Below are 18,343 nucleotides of genomic sequence, written 5' to 3'. Positions count from 1 at the left end.
GGCGTGCGTTTGCGTGCCGAAATCGTCGACGCACCATATGCCCCGGTGACCAGGGGCTGTTCAGAAGTTTTCGCAGCCGCGCGTAGGACAGCGCTTATTGTCCGGAATCGTCCACATCGTATTCATTGATCCTGACCCGAGGTTTCATGAAAAAACTCTCTTCACGTTGGCTTGTGCTCCTGCTGGAGTCCAGTGCATTCGCGCTCTGTCTCTGTGGAAGCGCCTATGCCCAGCCCAAGGCACCAGCGACCGCGGCAACCCCGAAGACTCAGGCTCCCCCGCGCGCTGCGCACGGAAGTAGCGACATCGTCGATTCCAAACTGGCGGTGATCAAGAATTCGTATGTCCAGATGGCGGGCCAGCTCAGCAGCGACGCGGGCATCGCCTACCGCTATGGGCCGGACGCGCAGGCCTACGGCACGGCCAACACCGGGCCTGCCCTTGCGAAGCGGGAGGACACGCGGCTCACCGAGCCGGCGCAGAACCTCCCGTTCTACTGGTCCGTTGGCGGGCCGGTGACGGCCGACGCGGGCCCCTTCTCCACAAACCAGGCCAACGCGATCTTCGTGGCGGACGATCCATCGCAACGGGTCGGGGTCAGCCTGCTCCAGGTTTCCGCCTACATGTACAACGTGTTTGCCCAACTGCCCCAGCTTCCGTGGCAGATCTACCAGGCAGGGCAAGGCATCGACACGCCCAATGTCATGAACTACAAGGCGGCCGGCATCACCAGCGGAAATCCGGTCGCCATCGGACGCTGCTCCGGCCGCACCGGCTTCTGCGCGGAAGCCGTGGTCGCTTTCCAGAACGGCGTGCTCGGCGCAGTGGGCAGCAACACGGCGAGCAACAACGCCACCGCCAGGCTCGCGCCCAACAAGGTGCCGACCGGCGTCGCCGTGACCAACGGCAACGAATTCGCACTGGTCACCGTCTGGGACACCGCAGCGATGAAAGGCCAGGTCGCCGTGGTGGCGCTCGCCGGCTTGTGCGACGGCTGCGACGCAATGAATGCCGCCGAGCACAAGGCGGACGGCCGCTCCTACGCAGCCTGGCACAACTGGTGGAACGACTGGATCGGCGTCTACCCAGGCTTGCCCAACATGGGCAACATCGCCTTCATGAAGGTACTGGGCTATGTCGATTTGCCCGGGATGACGGCGCCAACCGAGATTGCGGTCACCACCGGCCTGGACCAGTTCAGCACGGTGCAGGGGGGCGGCATCTTCATGGGCTCCGACCACTCGCCCCTGCACAAGCATTGGGCGAGCTTCGTTCGCGGCGGACCCAACTACGACCGCTACGCCAAGGGCGGCGTGGCCGTGGTGATATCGAAGTCGGAGCAGAAAGCGGCCTTCATCGATCTGAGGCCACTCTTCAGCTACTTCAACGACACGTACTTCAGCCCCAACGTCGTCAGCACATCGAATCTCGGACGCGCACCCAACCAGTGGCCCTTCGCCTTCGAGCACGTGCCCTCGCAGATGCCGGAGGTGATCAAGACGGTATCGCTCGGCGCCCGGCCCACCGCCGTGAAGACGACCATCTTCGGCAGCAATCAGCGCGCCTGGATTGCCACGCAGGACGGCACGCTGCACATCTACAGCCTGGGCGGCTTTGCGCCGGGTGCCGTGGTCGCCACGCCGAAAGCCGATGCGGATGCCATGGCCGAAGTCGGCACGGTGACCGGCATCGGCCGCAATCCGACGTCCCTGGCCACGTCGAAGGGCGAACCGGGCAAGTGGGACGGCGAACCCATCAACCAGCAGGTGATCGTCGGCTCGCGCGGCGACAACCGGATCTCTTGGGTGCGCTTCTCGAAGGACGGCAACACCGGCAGCGTCGTTCGCACGATCAAGCACAACCTGCTGACGGATCTCGTCGCAGTCGAAGAGGCCGACAATTTCGCCAACGGCAATCACGTAGTGAGCGTGGCCGACTACGCGGGAAAGGCCGTGCGCAACTATCGCTATGGGCCCGTCGTCTTCGCGGACGGCGGCGCTTGCCCCGCGCCCAAGGGGTGCCCGGTCAATGCGATCAACGGCAGCATCGCCGAGTACGGGGGCGCCCTGTCGATGCCCGGCAAACCTTTCCAGATCTCAACGGCGAACGTGCCCTGAGGCGCGCAAGGCTCCTGTTTGCTCCCTACTCGTGTGGGGACAGATCCCCTTCAACAAAAAAAAGCCGGGACACGAGCCCCGGCTTCTTTGCCTTGAGTTGGCCTACTCACAGGGAAAGTCCGCGCCCGCGCGAAGCGGCAAAGGCTTGGGACCGCACGCTGGCGCGATCGACGACGCCGACGGCTACGAAGACTTCGGCGCCGCGCTCTTCATCCTGCCGTGCCTGTTGGCAACGTTCTCGATCGCCGGCGTTGTCCTCTGCACGGCTTCGCTCTTGAGATAGGCCGCTGAGCAATCCCTTCATCAGCCACGAGGAAAACACACCATGAAAGCCGTCATCGCCGCTTATGCACGTTCGCCCTTTCACTTTGCCCGCAAGGGCCGCCTGGCCGAGGTACGGCCCGACACCTTGGCCGCGCAGGTCGTGCAAGGCCTGCTGAAGCGCACCGATCTCGACCCGGCACTGCTGGAGGATGTGATCCTTGGCTGCGCCTACCCCGAGGCCGCACAGGGGAACAACCTGGCGCGCATCGTCGGCCTTCTCGCGGGCTTGCCGGAGACCGTGGGCGGCATGACCGTAAACCGCTTCTGCGGCTCCTCGATGCAGGCGGTGCGAAGATCACGCACTGGAGTTCGTAGCGCTTGCCGTCGAAGTCAATGGCCAGGCTTTCCGCAGGAATTCTCAGACCGCGCTTTTCCAGGAACCGGTGGATCTCTTCGGCCCGAGGCCTGACCCCTTCGCGAAACCGCAGATTCCCTGCCAATGCGCCATGGGCGGGGAGCATTTGCTCAATCTTCGGAAGAACAGAGACTGAAAAGACGAAGAGTGCAGTCAATCCCACGGCCGGCAAGTAGAAGCCGACGCCCACCAGAATGCCGATGGCGCAGAGAAGCTCTTGCCCTGCCGCAGATACGGTAAGGCGCCGCGGCGGCAGAGCATCTCAGGCGGCGATTTAAGCACCGCCCGAGCGATCCGTCGAGGTTCTGTGAGGCTCAACCGACGAAGTTGCCGTTTCCGTTGAGCAGTGTCTGGCTCACGAATTCGCTCGCGCGCCCAGCTTGGTTGAAAGCGAGGTGCCAGCCATCGAGCTCGAGTGGGCGTCGACGCTGGAATTCCGCAAGCACGCGTGCGCGCGTCGGATTGGCGCCGACCCCCGCGAGTACCGTCGCCGTGTAGCGCCCTGCCAAATAGCCGGCCAGGCTCACCGGCGACGGCGCCTCGTCAAACAGACGCTGCAGGGCCGCCCGGTATGCGAGGACCACGGGCAACTTGCTGGTGAGTGGGTTTGGAACCACGTCGGTGAATATCACCGGTACCGACTTCCCGGGGTTCAACTGCATGAATGTATTTGTGTCGCTGTCCGACAGGCACACCATGTAGCGCTGCATGCCGCGCTTGCTGAGTCCCTGCGTGAACAGCGACAGTTCGATGCTGCCACCCATGAACAAAAGGTAGAACGGTGCGCTCGCCGGCAGACGCGAGGCGAAACCGGCGACGTCCTGGTCGGGCGGCACGACGATGTCGCGCGTATTCACTTTCAGGCGGCTCGCCATGGCGGCCATCCCGCCGTGCATCGCCTGTGCGTGACGCGGGTTCGGGTAAACGACCCCGAGTTCGCTCACGCCAGCCACCGCGAGCGCCTTGAGTACATGGCGGACCTGATCTTCGCGCGAGGCGAAAAGCGCGAACAGGCGTGGATCCCCATCCATCCGCGAGTCCGCAAGCCAGGGCGCGACATGCGCAATGTCCATGCCCAACTGCGCGGATTCGGCAAGGCTCGAAAGCGCCAGCTCCTCGCCTACCGCGCCCAAGATGGCGACCTGAGCCGGGTCATTCCTGACGTCCTGCAAAGCGCTGCGGACCGCCGCGTTCGTGCCATCGGTCTCGACAGTGGCGAGTTGCGGCACCGGCACCTTCGATTTCTTCAGTTCGGCGAAGGCCAGGCGAAGTCCGGTCGAATAGTCGCGTGACAACTGCTGCTGGTCTGGCGACATGTCGAGCAACTGGGTCACCCGCAAGGCGCTGACATCGAGCGGTCGCGACTGCGCATGGACGAATGAAACGGGCGTGGAAAGAGCGGCAAGGCTGGCGATTCCAGCCGCGCTGCGGAGGAAGCGCCGCCGATGATGGACTGTTATGGACGAATTCATCGGGCGCATCCTGCGGATGCAATATGTCGATTCAACGACACAGGCCTGCGTGGACGTGAACTATGTCACGATCGCGTCACGCTTTCAGCGCTGGTATCGCGACGCAGGTGCCGCCCGCCTACCTGGGACGCGACTACGCGATCCTGGTGCCACAGGTCGACGCCGACGGCAACGACCTGGCCGGCATCCGCAGCCTCGATGTGGCCGTGCCGCTGGGCACCAACACCGGCTGGAACGTCACGAACGTCCCGGGGCGTATCGACCAAGCCGGTTACGTGGCGGCCGTGACCTCTGCAGCCAACGACCTGGTGGCGAAGCGCTTCATGCTGCGCGCGGATGCCGATGCAGCAATCGCTGCGGCAGCGGCGACACCGGTTCTGCCTTGACTTGGAAAACGGCTCGGCGATCTCCGCTGATCGGCTCGGCCGGCCCGCGCCGGTGAGCACAAGGCAACATGCACGCCATCGATTGCGGAGCGCGAAAAAGGTATGCCTGACTCAGCGAGGCATGAGCACCTGAAGCGCAATGCGCATTCCGTACTCGTAGGCCTCATCGGCGGGTATGGCGCCGATTTGCCTTTCAGCAGCGCCCACCGACGACGAGGCCGAGACGACAGCTGGCGCCGACACCGGAAAAAAGTCGAGCCAGTGCGAAGCGGACAGCATCGCGGGCTCTTCCCCGCGACCCTCCAGCACCATCCCTGCAAGCCGCCCTGCAGCGTCGAGAACCGGTCCGCCGTAACTGCCAACTATTCCGATGCCGAGCTTTCGATAGCCATCGCGACCCAGAAAACTGCCAAAGAAGCCTTGACTCAGCCAAGGCCATGCAGGCTGCGCGCTCTCCTGTGCCGCATAGGCGAATGCGAAACTTGCGCTCCCCGCGAACGGATCCCGCGGCGCCACGGCCGGGATCCCCTCGACCGGTAGTGCAACGTCAAGGCGCAGCACCGTGACGCCGCGCGACGCGAGGGGCTGCGCGACATCCGCATGCGCTTGCGTTATCAGCCCCATGCCGTTGCGGACCCGGACGGCCTCGCTGCTCGCAGGCTCCACGGCTGTGCTGGGTACCAGCGCCATCGTCCCATTGGCGACCAGCACGCCACTCGAAACCACGCGGACCGAATTCGGAAGGGTCGGCGCGCCGCGCTCCGACACGGCCTGCGGTGCCATGCGCTGCGGCGACTGCACCAAGAGGCCCGTCGCGACGGGGGCCGCAGACGCGAAGGCTCGGGCGACTTCGAGCCCGACGGGATCTCCTGGCAGGCGCTCGCGCGTTTCCGTGAGCACGCGCGTCGCAAATTGCCTCTGTCCCCCTGCGCTGAGCAGCCAGGCGTACAACGCGCCCGCAGCGCCGGATTCAAGGTGAGCGCCGCTCACATGGGCACAGAAGGAAAGTGCCCGCCGGTACTGCCCGGCCTGCATGTAGGCACGGACAAGGCCCATCTCGGTATCGGGCGCGTGCAGCATCATGGCCGCGCGCTCGAAGGTGTCGGTGGCCTCGACGACTTCGCCGCGGGCGAGTTGCGCTTCGGCGCGGTCTAGCAGCGCGGAGCGGGCCGCCATCATCATGGGGTCGTTCACCCGGAAGTCCGTGATCGCCGCCGCCGAGTGAGGCCAGGAGTTGTTCGCGGGGGCCTGCTGTGCGAGGCTCTGCATACCCTGCAGGCTCAACGCGAGCACCGCCATTGCAAGGGTCCGGACCGCGCGCATCAATCTCGATCGCCGTCAGGGGAGCTGCGTGATCCTCGGAATCGCCAGTGCGGGCAGCGTCGGATCGTAAGCGGGCCTGGGCGCCTTGTAGCCGCCGTTCAAGTAGGCCGTCAGCGCATCGATGTCCTGGGCACCGCCGAGCGAGTTGGTGCCGCCAAGCAGAACCGTGAAGCCGTCGCCGCCGGTGGCCATGAAGTTGTTGACGGTGACCCGATAGGTCTTGGCCGGGTTCTGGACGACGCCATTGACCACGATATTGTCTGGCGCACCGGTCGCAATGGGCGGCGTCACGGTCACGTCGGTGGGCGTCAGCACCAGGTTCACGATCTTGGAGCAGGCCGGCGCGCCGGCGCTCCAGGAGTACTTCAGACCGTTCGACACCTGCATCACACGCTGTGCAGTCTGTCCCATGCAGCCAGTGAATTGCTGCTCCAGCAGATCCTTGATCTGCTGCCCCGTCAGCGTTATGGTCACCAGGCTGTTCCCGAAGGGCTGCACGGTGAAGCCATTGCCATAGGTCACGTCGTACGGGTAGGTCCCGGCCGCATTCACGAAGCCCGGGCTGCGCACGCCGCCGGCATTCATGAACGCGACGACCGCGCCACCGAGCGATGCCGGTTGCGTAGCCTGCAGTTACGCGTCGGCGATCAGGCTCCCTGCGGGCATCTCACCGGCCGCATTCGCGGTGTTCGGCAGGGCCGACGTGATCGTGCTGATGACCTGGTTGGACAGCGGCGACACGAGCGTGTTGTATCCGTCGACGATGTTCCGGACGCTCGGGTCACTCGCAATAGCATTGTTGATGGCGGGGTCGGTGCGGTCGACCAGGCGGTTCGTGGCCGACACCGCCAGCACTTTGTGGGTACGCGGGTGCAGGGTCAGGTCGATGTCTGTCAGCACACGACCGAAGGCGCTCGCGCTCGTGACGGGGACCAGGCGGCCTGCACGGTTGGGCAGCCCCGTCGGCCGCGGCATGCTGACCGGCGCGCCGGTGACGCCCTTCACCTCGACCGTGTTGGCGGAGCAGTTGTAGGCGGCATGCGTGTGGCCGCTGATGACCAGGTCGACCTCGTTGCCGAGACCCTTCACGATCCTGGCGATGTCGGAATCGGTACCGTCGGCGTTCTTCAGGTTGCCATCACAGCCGTTGATGTCCCCGACGTTGGGGCTGGTCTGGAAGCCTCCCTGGTGGACGAGCACCACGATCGCATCGACGCCCTGTGCGCGCAGCCGCGGGATCAGGGCATTGACGGTCTGCGCCTCATCGCGAAACTCGAGACCGGCGACGCCGGTCGGCGTCACGATGCTCGGCGTGCCCTTCAGCGTCATCCCGATAAAGGCGATCTTCGCGCCCTGGAAGGTCTTGATGCCATAGGCGGGAAACGGCGTGCGCCCGGTCGCCGTCTCGATGACGTTGGCCGACAGCCACTTGAAGCGAGCACCGTCAAACGTACCCGGCGCATTCGAGCCCAGTCCCTTGCAGCTGTTCGGATCGGGCATGCCACCGGTCGTCTTGCACCCGCCCGATTGCAGCCGCCGGAGTTCGACCAAACCCTTGTCGAACTCGTGATTGCCGACGGCGTTGAACTCGACGCCGATCCTGTTGAGCGTCTCGACTGCGGGCTCGTCGAAGAACAGAGCCGAGATCAGGGGCGACGCACCGATGAAGTCGCCCGCCCCCACCACCACGTTGTTGAGGTTCTGCGCCTTCATCCGCGCAACGTATGCGGCGAGGTATTCGGCTCCGCCGACCGCCGGGCGCTCGGCTGCCGGCACCAGCGTGTTGACGCCGAAGGTGCCCGGTGTCTGCAGGTTGCCGTGGTAGTCATTGAACCCGATGATCTTGACCTTGATCGGCTCGGGCGGCCGACCGTGGTGGTCGTTGTCTCGGTCATGGTCGTGATCACGATCGCCTCCGCGATCACGCTCATTGTCGCGGCCCCCGTCCCGGTCGGCACTATAGGAATTGCGGGATCTCGCATCGGGCTGCGCGTGAGCCGTGGTGATCGTCAGTGCCAAACATGGCGCCATCAACGACAGGGCGCAGACCAGCGAGAAGCGAAGTTTCGACATGGGGTTCCCTCCGGGCCTTTGGATCGCAAACTATCGAGTCCAAAGGTGACCGTGTGGTGACGGCACGGTGAAACCGAGCGCCATCGTCCCGATGTTGCGAGGACATCGACGCATTCAACTCGCGATGAAGATCCTCGAAGAGTGGCGCATCGACCGGTACTACGCGGGAAAGGCGAAGCTCTTCGACCCGTCCCATCAGGTCAGGCAGATGTCATTGTCTTAGAGAGCAACAGAGGGGCTTGATCGTTTGATCGGTTGATCGTTTGATCGAGCATCACCCCAGCGCCGGCATCACTTGTACCCGATCGTCTTGCCGGACCCGTCCTTGATCTCGCTCCAGGCCGAGACGGCCGCCGAAGAGTCGCGGGCTAGCAGGCCCGAGCAGCCACGCGACCGCGGTGACCGCAAGAATCTTCGAAATCGGTGTGTTCATGATGGTTTGCCTTCCATGGCCTGGAGCGCTACCCCATTGCGGCGCCATGCGTCAAAGGCTAGCGGCCACCTGTGGCTCTGCGATGAACAAGCATCAAAGCCCAAGCCTGCCGTGGGGTCGGTCACCAAACCTCCACACGGGACCCTTTCTGCGCTGCAGATCTTGGACTTCGAAGCATGGCGCAACGCAGAACTTATCCGGACGCCTCTGCCTCCGACGAGCCCAGTGCGCGATCTGGACTATCTGGATCAGCGATCGAAGGTTGACGTTTTATTGCGAAGTCAGGTGGGGCTTCCGAGGCGCAGCCGGCTCGGGAACTGACGATCGAATTCGTGTGGCGTGATGTCCGCGAGATGCTCACAGGCGGCATTTGGAAGCGCCACGCTGATTTCCTCGTGCCAGAGCACAAGACCGAAGAGTCGACGGACCAGCATGCGCTCCTCTCGTGGCATTGGAAACTCCGACACATGGTCAGGCACGCGCTGCATTGAAACGCGTCGCCTCACCTCTATCATGAACACGCCCGTGCGCTTCGCTCGGATACGCACGGCGCTTGCCATTCGGAACTGGAGTTGGAGTTCCCAACCCGCCAGCAACAGAAGGATGAGCAATGCGGCCAACATGAGGCTTCGTGCGTAAATGGTTCTTGGAAAAAGAAAAATCGAGGACCTTGAGCGAAGACTAGGCTTCGGTGCGTCTTGGCGCAATACATCGAAAGCGCTGACTCGGCAACTGGTTCACGAATATCGAGGTTCTATCGCTTGCGAGCAACTCTGTCTGGCGGCGGCGCAAGGGCGATCAATGCCAAGGGGCTTAACCAAGAACTTCCTTCAGTGGTGGCAGAGCTACTCCGTGCTGCCCTCGCACCGCCCTTCCCGCTTCGAACATGATGCGCTCCAGGATGCAAGGCACTTCGAAGATTGCGCGATTCTGCATCCGCCGAGTCGCCTCTCGATAGCCATCCAGCCCGGCCATCAGGCATTCGACCGCCTTGTCGATCTGCGTAAAGCTGCTGCACACCACTCCCAGGCCCTGCTCCCTCAGCCATTGGACGTTGTAGCGCTCCTGCGGAAGCGTTGCTCGGTTTCGCGCGACGATCACTGGCAAGTGCATCTGCACCGCCTCGCTGAGGCTTCCAGGTCCTGGCTTGCCGATGAAGAAGTCCGCAAGCTGCATGTAGCGTGCCACGTCCGGCGTGAATCCCAGCACCAATCGCGGCGCGCGTGACGGCAGCGCACGCAGGGCCTGCGCCAGCTTCGCGTTGTGCCCGCACGCAAAGATGAGCTGCATGTCCGGCAACCGCCGTGCGATCGTCAGCATGGCCTTCGAGCCTTGACCGCCGAAGAGCACGATCCCCGTCAGGCGATCGGGATCGAGCCCGCAAGCGGCTCGCTCGGCGTTGCGATCGATCCGCGGTGCATCATGAAAGGCCGCTCGCAACAGCATGCCGGAGGTCGCGTGAATGCGCGCCTCGGCGCAGCCGGCGGCGCGGGCTTGCTGAACGGCTTTGGGGCTACCGCACACGAGATGCTGCGGCAGATCCTTCTCCATCCAGAAAGCAGGCGGATGGTCGGCAAGGTCGGTGAGGACCGTCACATACGGTACGCCCGGGAGCGTGGACCTCAGCGACTCGCACAGCGAACGGTTGAAGTTCGGGATGAGCGATACCACCATGTCCGGCTCCATGACGAGCCAATGCCGTTGCAGGATGCGGACGAGGCCTGCATGCGCAAGTCGAATCAGACCTTGCAGCAGCTTGAGTTCGTGCGAGAGCCCCAGCGTCCATCCGCGCGCGAGCCGCTTGTTGTAGATGTCCTCCGGGTCCATGCCGGTGAGCTTGCGGAAGCTGTCGCCGGGATCGAGCATCTCGCGCAGGTTGACCAGGCGCACCGTCCATGGCAGACCCGCGCGCTGAATGGCCGCCGAGAGCGCCAGCGCCGAAGCCCGATGGCCCCCGCCCGCATTGAAGTAAACGAGGTCGACCGTCCTACGCGTTCCCGATCGTGGAAGCTTGACGCCGGTCATACGCTTGCCGGCTCGGACCGGAAAGCTGGCCGTCCGGCTTGGGTGGCCACGGGCAATTGGCCGGCCCAATAGAGGATTTCAAGCGTCCCGTCAGTGTGCTCGGCGAGGGCGGTGAGGCTCTCGACCCAGTCGCCGTCGTTGGCGTACAGAATGCCGTCGATGTCCCGCAGTTCAGCGTGATGGATATGGCCGCAGACGACGCCCTGCACACCAAGGCGTCGCGCTTCGCGCGCGACCGCGGTCTCAAAATCACCGACATAGCTGACCGCACGCTTCACTTTCTGCTTCAGGTACTTGGAAAGCGACCAGTACGGCAGGCCCATTCGTGCGCGCAACGAATTCAGATGACGATTGAGCCGCAGCGTGAACTCGTACAGTGAATCCCCCACATGCGCCAGCCACTTGGCGCACTGGATGACACCATCGAAAAGGTCGCCATGCATGACCCAGAGCTTGCGGCCGTCCGCTGTCTCGTGGATCCATTCGTCCGCCACGTCGATGCCGCCGAAATTGTGGTGGAGATACTTGCGCGCGAACTCGTCGTGGTTTCCCGGAATGAAGATCACGCGTGTGCCCTTGCGCGCCTTGCGCAGCAACTTCTGGACAACGTCGTTGTGCGTCTGCGGCCAGTACCAGTGACGGCGCAGTTGCCAGCCGTCGATGATGTCGCCGACCAGGAAGAGGGTCTCGCAATCAGTGTGCTTGAGAAAGTCGAGCAGTGCAGTCGCCTGGCAGCCCGGGGTTCCGAGGTGCAGGTCCGAGATCCACAGCGTGCGAAAACGCTGGAGAGGCCGCGTCGCATCCCCCTCGTCCGGATCAATCAGTGGAGGAGCATTGGCGTGCCATGCACGCAAAAAAGCGTCGTCGCGTTGCATGGACACACAGCTTCGCACCCGCAAGTGACCAGGAAGTGGCACTCGCGTGACGCAGCAAAGACATGCCGCCAGATGCCGCGGACGCTCTCGACCGCGTCGCGCTCCGCTGCTCATCCGTGTCGTACGCCGTCTAGACGCTGCATGCCCCGGTCGGGATAAAGAAGATGGTGCGGTCTCCTTGTCTCCCGTACGAGATCCAGCATACGCCGCGTCTGCGCGAACGCAGGGGCCCTTGAAACTTCCTGCCCAGTCAGCGTCCTCGTCCCACACCGGATGCGCGCGGCGCGCTCAGATTTTCTTTTCCGTTCCAAAGGAGTGCAAATGAGCGCAACGGGCTCCTATGAGGATGCGGTCGACCTGGGAAGACGTATCGCGGTGCTCGCCGCGGACGGGTTCGAGAAGGTCGAACTGACCGTGCCCGTCACGGCCATGCGAGCAGCGGGCGCGGACGTCGACATCATCTCCCTTCGCCACGGACGCATCCACGGGGTGAACCTTCACGAGCCGGCGAGCCGGGTGAAGGTGGACTACACACTCTCGGAAGTCGCGATAGAAGACTACGACGCCCTGTTGATCCCCGGCGGCTTCATCAACCCCGACCTCCTGCGCCAATCGGCGGAGACGCGCGAGTTCGTGCGCAAGTTCGACGCCACTGGCAAGCCCATCGCGACCCGGTGCCACGGGCCCTGGCTGCTGGCCTCTGCCGGACTCACTCGGGCCGGCGCATGACGTCCTGGCCGGGCGTGCGCGATGACATGGTCAACGCGGGCGCGACCTGGGTGGACGAGACGGTTGTGCAGGACGGCAACTGGCTCACCAGCCGCGGACCACAGGACATGGTGCCGTTCGTGCGCGCACTGGGAACGATGGGGAGGATGGTGCCTTCGCCGAGCCCGAACAGCAACGAAGGGCCGAAGGCCGGCACGGCGTTCGGCGCTATGCTGCAAGACTCGTTTCTCCAATGCACTGCGCCATGCCCTCTCGTCTTACAGCTCGTGATTTCGACCAGGAACTGCTCATCCTCTTCGATGCCTATGTGCATGGCGATCTCGACCGGCGTTCCTTCCTGAGCCAAGCGCAGAAATTTGCCAAGGCGGGAATTGCGGCGACGACCTTGCTGGCCGCGCTGAGCCCCGACTTTGCGGCCGGACAGCAAATCAGCCCCGGCGATTCACGACTCAAGACCGAACGGGTGAGCTATCCCTCGCCCTCGGGCAGCGGCACGGTCAAGGGCTATCTGGCGCGCCCGGCGGCGGCTGGTGACAAGCGCCTGCCGGCAGTGCTCGTCATTCATGAAAACCGCGGACTCAATCCGCACATCGAGGACATTGCTAGGCGGCTGGCGCTCGACGGTTTCATGGCCTTTGCGCCGGACGCACTGACGCCGCTCGGCGGCTATCCCGGCGATGAAGACAAGGCGCGCGAAGCATTCGCCAAGCTGGACCAGACGCATGCGCTGAATGATTTCCTTGCTGCTGCGGCGTGGCTTCGAACGCGTCCCGATGCCAGCGGCAAGCTCGGCGCGGTCGGCTTTTGCTACGGCGGCGGCATCGTCCACCAGCTCGCGGTCAGGCTGCCCGATCTCAATGCCGCCGTTCCGTTCTACGGCAATACGCCCGCGCCGTCGGAGGCCGCGAAAGTCAAGGCGCCGCTGCTCATCCAGCGCGCCGAAGTCGACGAGCGGATCAACGCCGCATGGCCAGCCTATGAAGCCGCCTTGCGTGCCGCCGGCGTGCAGTTCACAGCCTATCAGTATCCCGGCACGCAGCACGGCTTCAACAACGACACCACGCCGCGATACGACGAGGCCGCAGCCAAGCTCGCCTGGTCGCGCACGGTCGCTTTCCTGAAGACGCAGCTCGCTGGCGAATAGCCCGGAGCGCCAGAAAGCTTCACGCTTCACCCTCCACGAAATAAGTCTGGATCGGCTCCGCCTTGCCCTTGACCATCGCCGGCGGCATGGCCCGCAGGCGCACCTGGTCGTCGACGACGCGGCGGATGTCCTCGGTGACCAGCAGATCGACTTCGAACTTGCTGGTCAGCCCCTCCACCCGCGACGCGACATTGATCGGGTCGCCCGTGACGCTGAACTTCGAAAGCCCCGCAGTGCCGATCACACCGGCAACCACCTCGCCGCCGTGGATGCCGATGCCGAAGCGCAATTCAGGCAGTCCCTGCTCACGCAGGATCGCGTTGTAGCGCGCCAATTCCGCACGCATGTCCAAGGCAGCGAGCACGGCGTCCCGTGCCTGCCACGGGTTGGACTCCATGGCGCCGAACAGGGCCAGCAAGCCATCGCCCACGAATTCAGTGACGTGGCCGTGATGATGGGTGATCGCTGCCGTCATGTGCCGGAAATAGTCGTTCAGGATCTTCACCGTCACGGCGGGATCGAGCCGATCGCAAAACGCCGTGAAGCCGCGCAGATCGGCAAACAACATCGTGACCTGACGCCGTTCGGGCGCGAAAGCGTCGCCGGCGCGGGTGAGCCGCTCGACCACGTCAGCCGGCACGAAGCGCTCGAACTGGCGCTGCAGCTGCTCCAGCTTGTCGTCGGCCGCCAGCAGCAGCTTTTCGAGCTGCTCGTTCTGCCGCCTGGCCCGCAGCACGAGCACCGCAAAGGCCGAAAGTGCGATGACGACGCCAGCCCCAAGGACCCAGGTCAGCGCCATCACTCGAGCAACATCGCCAGGCGAACGGTTCCGTTGGCCAGGGATGCCACTCCGATGGCGTCCAGCAGCGCGTCCGTGCCCAGCTGGGCGCCGAGGGCGCGCGTCTTTTTCTGAATGGACGAAGGCTCGTAATACACCGTGTCTCGCGCCCAGGCCAGCAGACTGGCTTCGCGCGGCGCCAGCCGGGGGCAACGCAGCGTTGCCATGGCGGTTTCGATTTCCGTCTGGCTCAGGCCCTGGTCGCGCAGCAACCGTGTACCCGCCGCCTCGCAATGCGGGCACCCGAGCGTGCGCGCGATCACCGCGAACATCAGCGCCTTGGCATCGCGACTGAGCACGCCGGAGTCGAAGGAGCCGTCGAGCGCCGCCTTCATGACGCCGCCCGCGGGCAGACCGGCAAGCGGCGCCACCACCGCGCCGAAGGGGCCCTTGGCCAACTCGGATGGGCCCGGCACGGCATCGGCAGGCTTGGCGGGTCCGAACTTCTTCATCGCCGCCATCATGAGCGGCAGCATCCAACGGAAAGGCCCGGCCGCCATGCGTTCGAATTTTTGCTCCGGCGGGCACGCCAGCAAGGTGCTGACCCGGTTGAAGAAGCAGCCGAACGAGATCGAGAAGGCGATCTCGCCGACCTGCACCGGCGTATAGCCAAGCGCCAGCAGCTTCGCCCGCTCGGCCGCGGCAGGCCGGGGCCTGGATCGAGCCAGGCTGCGGCAGAAGGCGATGTAGGCGCGCTCCTTTTCGTCCAGCTCGGCCGTCTGCACGTCGCGTTCGACCTTCTGGATGAAAGACTCCGAATACCCCAGCACCTTCATGTAGGCGCGGTTCGCGCCATAACAGTAGCGGCACGCGTTTTCCTGCGCCGTCACCATGCTGCCCATGCGGTACAGCCGTTCGGGCAACACCGCCGGCACATAGCTCGTCGCCTGGTAGGCCGCCTCGCGCAGCCAGCGGCTGGGCGCAACCCGTCGGTCGACTTCGAGCACCTGCGCGCCGCGGCGCTTGAGCTCGGCTTCCCACTCGGCGTCGTGCGCCGTCGGCAGCAGCGGTTCGCTCCACTGGATTTCGCTCAGCAAGACTGCCATGGGCGCGCTCCTGTCGGCTCGTGATTGGGGTCCTCGGCGATTGGCCCTGCGCTAACCAATGCGAGCGGCCTCGGTCCTTCATTTCCATCGGGGCAGGGTTCTCGCGTCTGTGACCGGGACTGTACGCGCATGACTTGCTCCGCGTCACGGGCCGCCTACGCAACCACGGAAATCGCTCGCGTGGCCAAGCCACCCAGCTCACGCCTCATCCGGGCTCCTATTGCTCATCGCTTATCGCGGCCGCTAGTGTTTTCGCGGCCGCTTGATGGTTGGAAAACTCAAGCGCGAGCCTCGGTTTGCCATCCACGGATATCAGCAGGTAGTCGCCAGCTAAACGGTCCACGAACAAGCGGCCACCGCTTCGGGACTTGAACCATCCGGAGCGAAAGCCCGGAAGTCCGACTCCGTTGACGCGTAAGCCGACCAAGTCATCTTTCGAACCCCCAACTATCGTCTGGACATTCGTGATCGTGGGCAACGGTACGCTGGTTGCATAGAAGGTCGACTTCACAGTGAGGACGGCGTCCTGAATCGTCACGCTCCGATTCAACATCGCACACCCGACCGCGCCGAACACCAGGATTCCGATGGCAAGAATTCCCCAAAATGCAAAATGGTTGGCGCTACCCGCCTGGCGCTGGAGAACCATGCCCGCCACGATCGGCCCAATGGCAAGAATCGCAAACAAGATTCCAAAGGGCTTCACACCCACGTCTTGCAATTGCATGTAGACCTTCGCTCAGTAGAGTGCTGCTGCACGCAGCGCCATATTTTGAATGGTGGCGACGACTTCGCGCCGGGACGCTACCGGAATCCCGCGCCGCGGATTACTCTCAATGTTCTGCCAATCGGAGATGGCACGCAACCAAAGGCCGGCAATGTCCGCAAATAAGTAACTGCCGAAGGCGCGGCTATTTAGTTCTATTCAAACATTCGCTTGTTGGGATTTGGCATTTGGTATTAGCCAATTAGAACCAACAGGGATGTTTTTGCTGCTTCCGGATAGACCCAATAGGCAAATGGTCCCCAGGAAGCACGCCTACTCCGTGTTCGAAATGCAACGACACCATTCCATGACGATTGCATAGGACTTCGGCGCTCTACTCGTTGACGCCACCGCGTTCTCAAACGCTTCCGCCGCACAAGTAGCTTGCGCGGCCGAGCAAATCAGCGAAGCGGCACGCCCGCCGTGTGGGCGATGGCTCCACGGCATACTCGAAGCGATCACAACTGTGTTGAAAACCCTTCCGTATGGACAAAGAAGTCGACCCCGCAGTACTTGCGGTCATCAATGAAAAGCGCCTGAGAGGCGAAAAGCGGACGCCCGTCGAAATCATCGCCAAAATGGGCGTCTTCGAGGCCCGCGACAAGGCATCCGACCACGCCTGGCTGGCCACGGGCGACAACGTGATCGCCACGATCTGGGCTGAATTCGTCAGTGTCGGCGTCGGCGGGCGGTGGTTCTATCTCGAGTCGCTCGACACCCATCACCGGATCGGCGGCGGCGAACGCAGCGCATTGCAGATGCAGCGCGCCAACGACCGGCTCACCCTGCTCAAGCGCACGCTCGACGCAGGACAAGGGCTGAGGGCGGTTCTTCAGACGAACCGCGTCGCCATTCTCGACATCGAGACTGACAGGGCCGCCAGGGTCTCCACCCGGGTGCCGGACGATGAAGAGTGGCATATCGCCTCGTGGAATGCCGATCAGAAGTTCGCGGTCCTCGTTCGCGGCGAGCGGGGATGGCAACCGACGGACGAAGAGATCCAGGCGGCGCGAGCGCGCGGCAGCCTTCCCGCAGTGGCCCCGGAGCCGGAGGGTTCCTCGGGCCAGGCATCGCGGGAAGAAGTCCAGGCAGCGGCGTTGGACTATCTGACGCGCCATTTCGGAGGCTACGGCTACAAGGCCGAGAACGTCACGAGCCAGAAGCTCGGCTACGACATCGAGGTGTCCGACAAGAAGGGCAACACCCTGCTCAAGCTGGCCGTCAAGGGCACCGTGCCAGGCATGACCAGCTTCCAGCTGACGAGCGAAGAGCGCGCGGGCGCGAAGCGGGGCGACCCGTGGCGCCTGGTGGTGGTCACGGACGCCACGAGTCCCGCAGCGCAGCACAAGCTCTACAAGCCTTCCGAGATCGACAGCGCGCCCGGGCTCGAGCCCCTGCTCGAATAACTAGCCGGGCTGCTGGCGGGCAGGCTGCCGATGCCGACCAGCGTGGCTTCGACCGCCTGGTCGAGCGGTGTGTGCGGCTCGCGGCCGAGCGCCGCGACCAGTCGCGCGTTGTCCATTCGCACGGGCGTTCGCCACAGGTAGCGCATCTCGCGCATTTCCCGGAAGGCGCTCACGAATGGCGACGCCAAGTCCAGCAGCCACCAGGGAAAGGCCGAGACGCGCGGCGCCATGCCGGTGCGCCGCATGACGACGCGCTGGATGGCGCCGCTCATCTGCGTGCCGTCCGCGTCCCAGTGACCGGCCATGTGAAAGCTGGCGAAGGCATCGAGCGCATGCCGGCGTGCCAACAGCTCGACCACGACTCGTGCCACGTCGGGCAGGTATGACCATTGATGGCCGACGCCGCGCCGGCCGGGGTCGCTCACGGACTTGACCGGCTGTCCCGGCTTGACGAGGCCCTGCGAAAACCAGTTGTTGGCCGCCTTCGGCCCGAAGAAATCACCGGCGCGAACGATCAGCACGCGCGCGCCCTCCTGGCTCGCCTTGCGCAGGCGCTGTTCCATTTCGACGCGGATCGCGCCCTTGCGGGTCGACGGGCGCTGCGGCGAGTCTTCATGCAGCACCGGGAACGCATCGGGCCCGAAGTTGTAGACCGTACCCGGCAGCACGATCGTCGCGCCTTCCGCGATGGCCGCCGCGATGGTGTTGTCCAGCATCGGCAAGACCCATTCCGACCACCGGCGGTAGCCCGGCGGATTGACCGCATGCACGATGACCGCACAGCCCTTCGCGGCCCGGGCGACGTCCTGCGGATTCAGCGCATCGCCCCGCAACCATGTGAAGCCATCCTTGTGCTCCAAGGCTTGTTCGGCGCGGCGCGTGAGTGCGCGGACGTGCCAGCCCTCTTCCTTCAGTTGGCGGGCAAGCTCACCGCCAATGCCGCCGGTGGCGCCGAGAACCAGAACCGTCTTGCTGCTGCCGCTCATGGGATTCACTCCGTTTGTTGCCGATGCATGGATTCTTGGCTTTGA

17 protein-coding genes and 2 pseudogenes are annotated in these 18,343 nt (G+C 64.2%); 7 read left to right on the top strand and 12 right to left on the bottom strand.

Annotated elements, in window-relative coordinates:
- The first annotated feature begins 146 nt into the window (after window positions 1-146).
- The 3 genes from AC1DMA_RS07060 to AC1DMA_RS07050 all read left to right on the top strand — a co-directional run bounded on the left by AC1DMA_RS07060 (window position 147) and on the right by AC1DMA_RS07050 (window position 2,850).
- Window positions 147-2,117 (top strand): hypothetical protein, encoded by a 1,971-nt coding sequence (locus AC1DMA_RS07060; RefSeq protein WP_478143721.1) that lies wholly within the window; start codon window positions 147-149, stop codon window positions 2,115-2,117.
- Window positions 2,118-2,262: 145 nt separating this feature from the next.
- Window positions 2,263-2,400, top strand: a complete 138-nt coding sequence (locus tag AC1DMA_RS07055) for a hypothetical protein (protein ID WP_478143720.1) — start codon at window positions 2,263-2,265, stop codon at window positions 2,398-2,400.
- A 42-nt stretch (window positions 2,401-2,442) separates the two neighbouring features.
- A complete protein-coding gene (locus AC1DMA_RS07050) occupies window positions 2,443-2,850 on the top strand; it encodes a thiolase family protein (protein WP_478143719.1) in 408 nt (135 codons plus the stop codon).
- A 260-nt stretch (window positions 2,851-3,110) separates the two neighbouring features.
- Here AC1DMA_RS07050 and AC1DMA_RS07045 read toward each other — a convergent pair whose 3' ends face one another.
- Window positions 3,111-4,268, bottom strand: a complete 1,158-nt coding sequence (locus tag AC1DMA_RS07045; RefSeq protein ID WP_478143718.1) for a type 1 periplasmic-binding domain-containing protein — start codon at window positions 4,266-4,268, stop codon at window positions 3,111-3,113.
- Between the two features lie 89 nt (window positions 4,269-4,357).
- Between AC1DMA_RS07045 and AC1DMA_RS07040 the strand changes: the two are divergent.
- Window positions 4,358-4,654, top strand: a pseudogene (locus AC1DMA_RS07040) (alpha/beta hydrolase domain-containing protein); the annotation flags it as partial.
- Between the two features lie 111 nt (window positions 4,655-4,765).
- Here AC1DMA_RS07040 and AC1DMA_RS07035 read toward each other — a convergent pair.
- The 7 genes from AC1DMA_RS07035 to AC1DMA_RS07005 all read right to left on the bottom strand — a co-directional run bounded on the left by AC1DMA_RS07035 (window position 4,766) and on the right by AC1DMA_RS07005 (window position 11,383).
- Window positions 4,766-5,977 carry a tetratricopeptide repeat protein gene (locus tag AC1DMA_RS07035; protein ID WP_478143717.1) on the bottom strand — a complete coding sequence of 404 codons (1,212 nt, stop codon included), beginning with the start codon at window positions 5,975-5,977 and terminating at the stop codon, window positions 4,766-4,768.
- Window positions 5,978-5,992: 15 nt separating this feature from the next.
- Window positions 5,993-6,562, bottom strand: a complete 570-nt coding sequence (locus AC1DMA_RS07030) for a 5'-nucleotidase C-terminal domain-containing protein (protein ID WP_478143716.1) — start codon at window positions 6,560-6,562, stop codon at window positions 5,993-5,995.
- 48 nt (window positions 6,563-6,610) lie between these two features.
- Complete coding sequence (locus tag AC1DMA_RS07025) at window positions 6,611-8,050, bottom strand: metallophosphoesterase (RefSeq protein WP_478143715.1); 1,440 nt, start codon at window positions 8,048-8,050, stop codon at window positions 6,611-6,613.
- A 274-nt stretch (window positions 8,051-8,324) separates the two neighbouring features.
- Entirely contained in the window at window positions 8,325-8,483 is a 159-nt protein-coding gene (locus tag AC1DMA_RS07020; RefSeq protein WP_478124404.1) for a hypothetical protein, read from the bottom strand.
- A gap of 281 nt (window positions 8,484-8,764) precedes the next feature.
- The gene (locus tag AC1DMA_RS07015; RefSeq protein ID WP_478143714.1) at window positions 8,765-9,106 is read right to left on the bottom strand and encodes a hypothetical protein; all 342 of its coding nucleotides are present in this window, start codon (window positions 9,104-9,106) and stop codon (window positions 8,765-8,767) included.
- Window positions 9,107-9,296: 190 nt separating this feature from the next.
- Window positions 9,297-10,508, bottom strand: coding sequence for a glycosyltransferase (locus AC1DMA_RS07010; RefSeq protein ID WP_478143713.1), 1,212 nt, complete (start codon window positions 10,506-10,508; stop codon window positions 9,297-9,299).
- Window positions 10,505-11,383, bottom strand: a complete 879-nt coding sequence (locus AC1DMA_RS07005; RefSeq protein WP_478143712.1) for a UDP-2,3-diacylglucosamine diphosphatase — start codon at window positions 11,381-11,383, stop codon at window positions 10,505-10,507. Before AC1DMA_RS07005 ends, AC1DMA_RS07010 begins: the two co-directional genes overlap by 4 nt.
- Before the next feature lie 273 nt (window positions 11,384-11,656).
- Between AC1DMA_RS07005 and AC1DMA_RS07000 the strand changes: the two are divergent.
- Window positions 11,657-12,453 (top strand): annotated as a pseudogene (locus AC1DMA_RS07000) (type 1 glutamine amidotransferase domain-containing protein).
- The gene (locus AC1DMA_RS06995; protein WP_478143711.1) at window positions 12,357-13,256 is read left to right on the top strand and encodes a dienelactone hydrolase family protein; all 900 of its coding nucleotides are present in this window, start codon (window positions 12,357-12,359) and stop codon (window positions 13,254-13,256) included. The pseudogene AC1DMA_RS07000 and the gene AC1DMA_RS06995 overlap by 97 nt, the downstream one beginning before the upstream one ends.
- Window positions 13,257-13,275: 19 nt before the next feature.
- Here the strand turns inward: AC1DMA_RS06995 and AC1DMA_RS06990 are convergent, their stop codons facing one another.
- The 3 genes from AC1DMA_RS06990 to AC1DMA_RS06980 form a co-directional block, all read right to left on the bottom strand.
- Window positions 13,276-14,055 (bottom strand): adenylate/guanylate cyclase domain-containing protein, encoded by a 780-nt coding sequence (locus AC1DMA_RS06990; RefSeq protein ID WP_478143710.1) that lies wholly within the window; start codon window positions 14,053-14,055, stop codon window positions 13,276-13,278.
- A complete protein-coding gene (locus AC1DMA_RS06985) occupies window positions 14,055-15,140 on the bottom strand; it encodes a carboxymuconolactone decarboxylase family protein (RefSeq protein ID WP_478124397.1) in 1,086 nt (361 codons plus the stop codon). Before AC1DMA_RS06985 ends, AC1DMA_RS06990 begins: the two co-directional genes overlap by 1 nt.
- Before the next feature lie 217 nt (window positions 15,141-15,357).
- Window positions 15,358-15,867, bottom strand: coding sequence for a PH domain-containing protein (locus tag AC1DMA_RS06980; protein ID WP_478143709.1), 510 nt, complete (start codon window positions 15,865-15,867; stop codon window positions 15,358-15,360).
- A 524-nt stretch (window positions 15,868-16,391) separates the two neighbouring features.
- On the opposite strand from AC1DMA_RS06980, the gene AC1DMA_RS06975 reads away from it, so the two are divergent.
- Window positions 16,392-17,312: a protein NO VEIN domain-containing protein gene (locus AC1DMA_RS06975; RefSeq protein WP_478143708.1), complete on the top strand. Its 921-nt coding sequence runs from the start codon at window positions 16,392-16,394 to the stop codon at window positions 17,310-17,312.
- On the opposite strand, the gene AC1DMA_RS06970 is transcribed toward AC1DMA_RS06975, so the two are convergent.
- Entirely contained in the window at window positions 17,258-18,298 is a 1,041-nt protein-coding gene (locus AC1DMA_RS06970) for an SDR family oxidoreductase (protein WP_478143707.1), read from the bottom strand. The two genes, AC1DMA_RS06975 and AC1DMA_RS06970, sit on opposite strands and share 55 nt — an antisense overlap.
- Window positions 18,299-18,343: the final 45 nt, after the last annotated feature.

It is taken from the genome of Variovorax sp. 05N34 (assembly GCF_056397405.1).
This window is presented reverse-complemented; position numbering and strand designations above follow the sequence as displayed.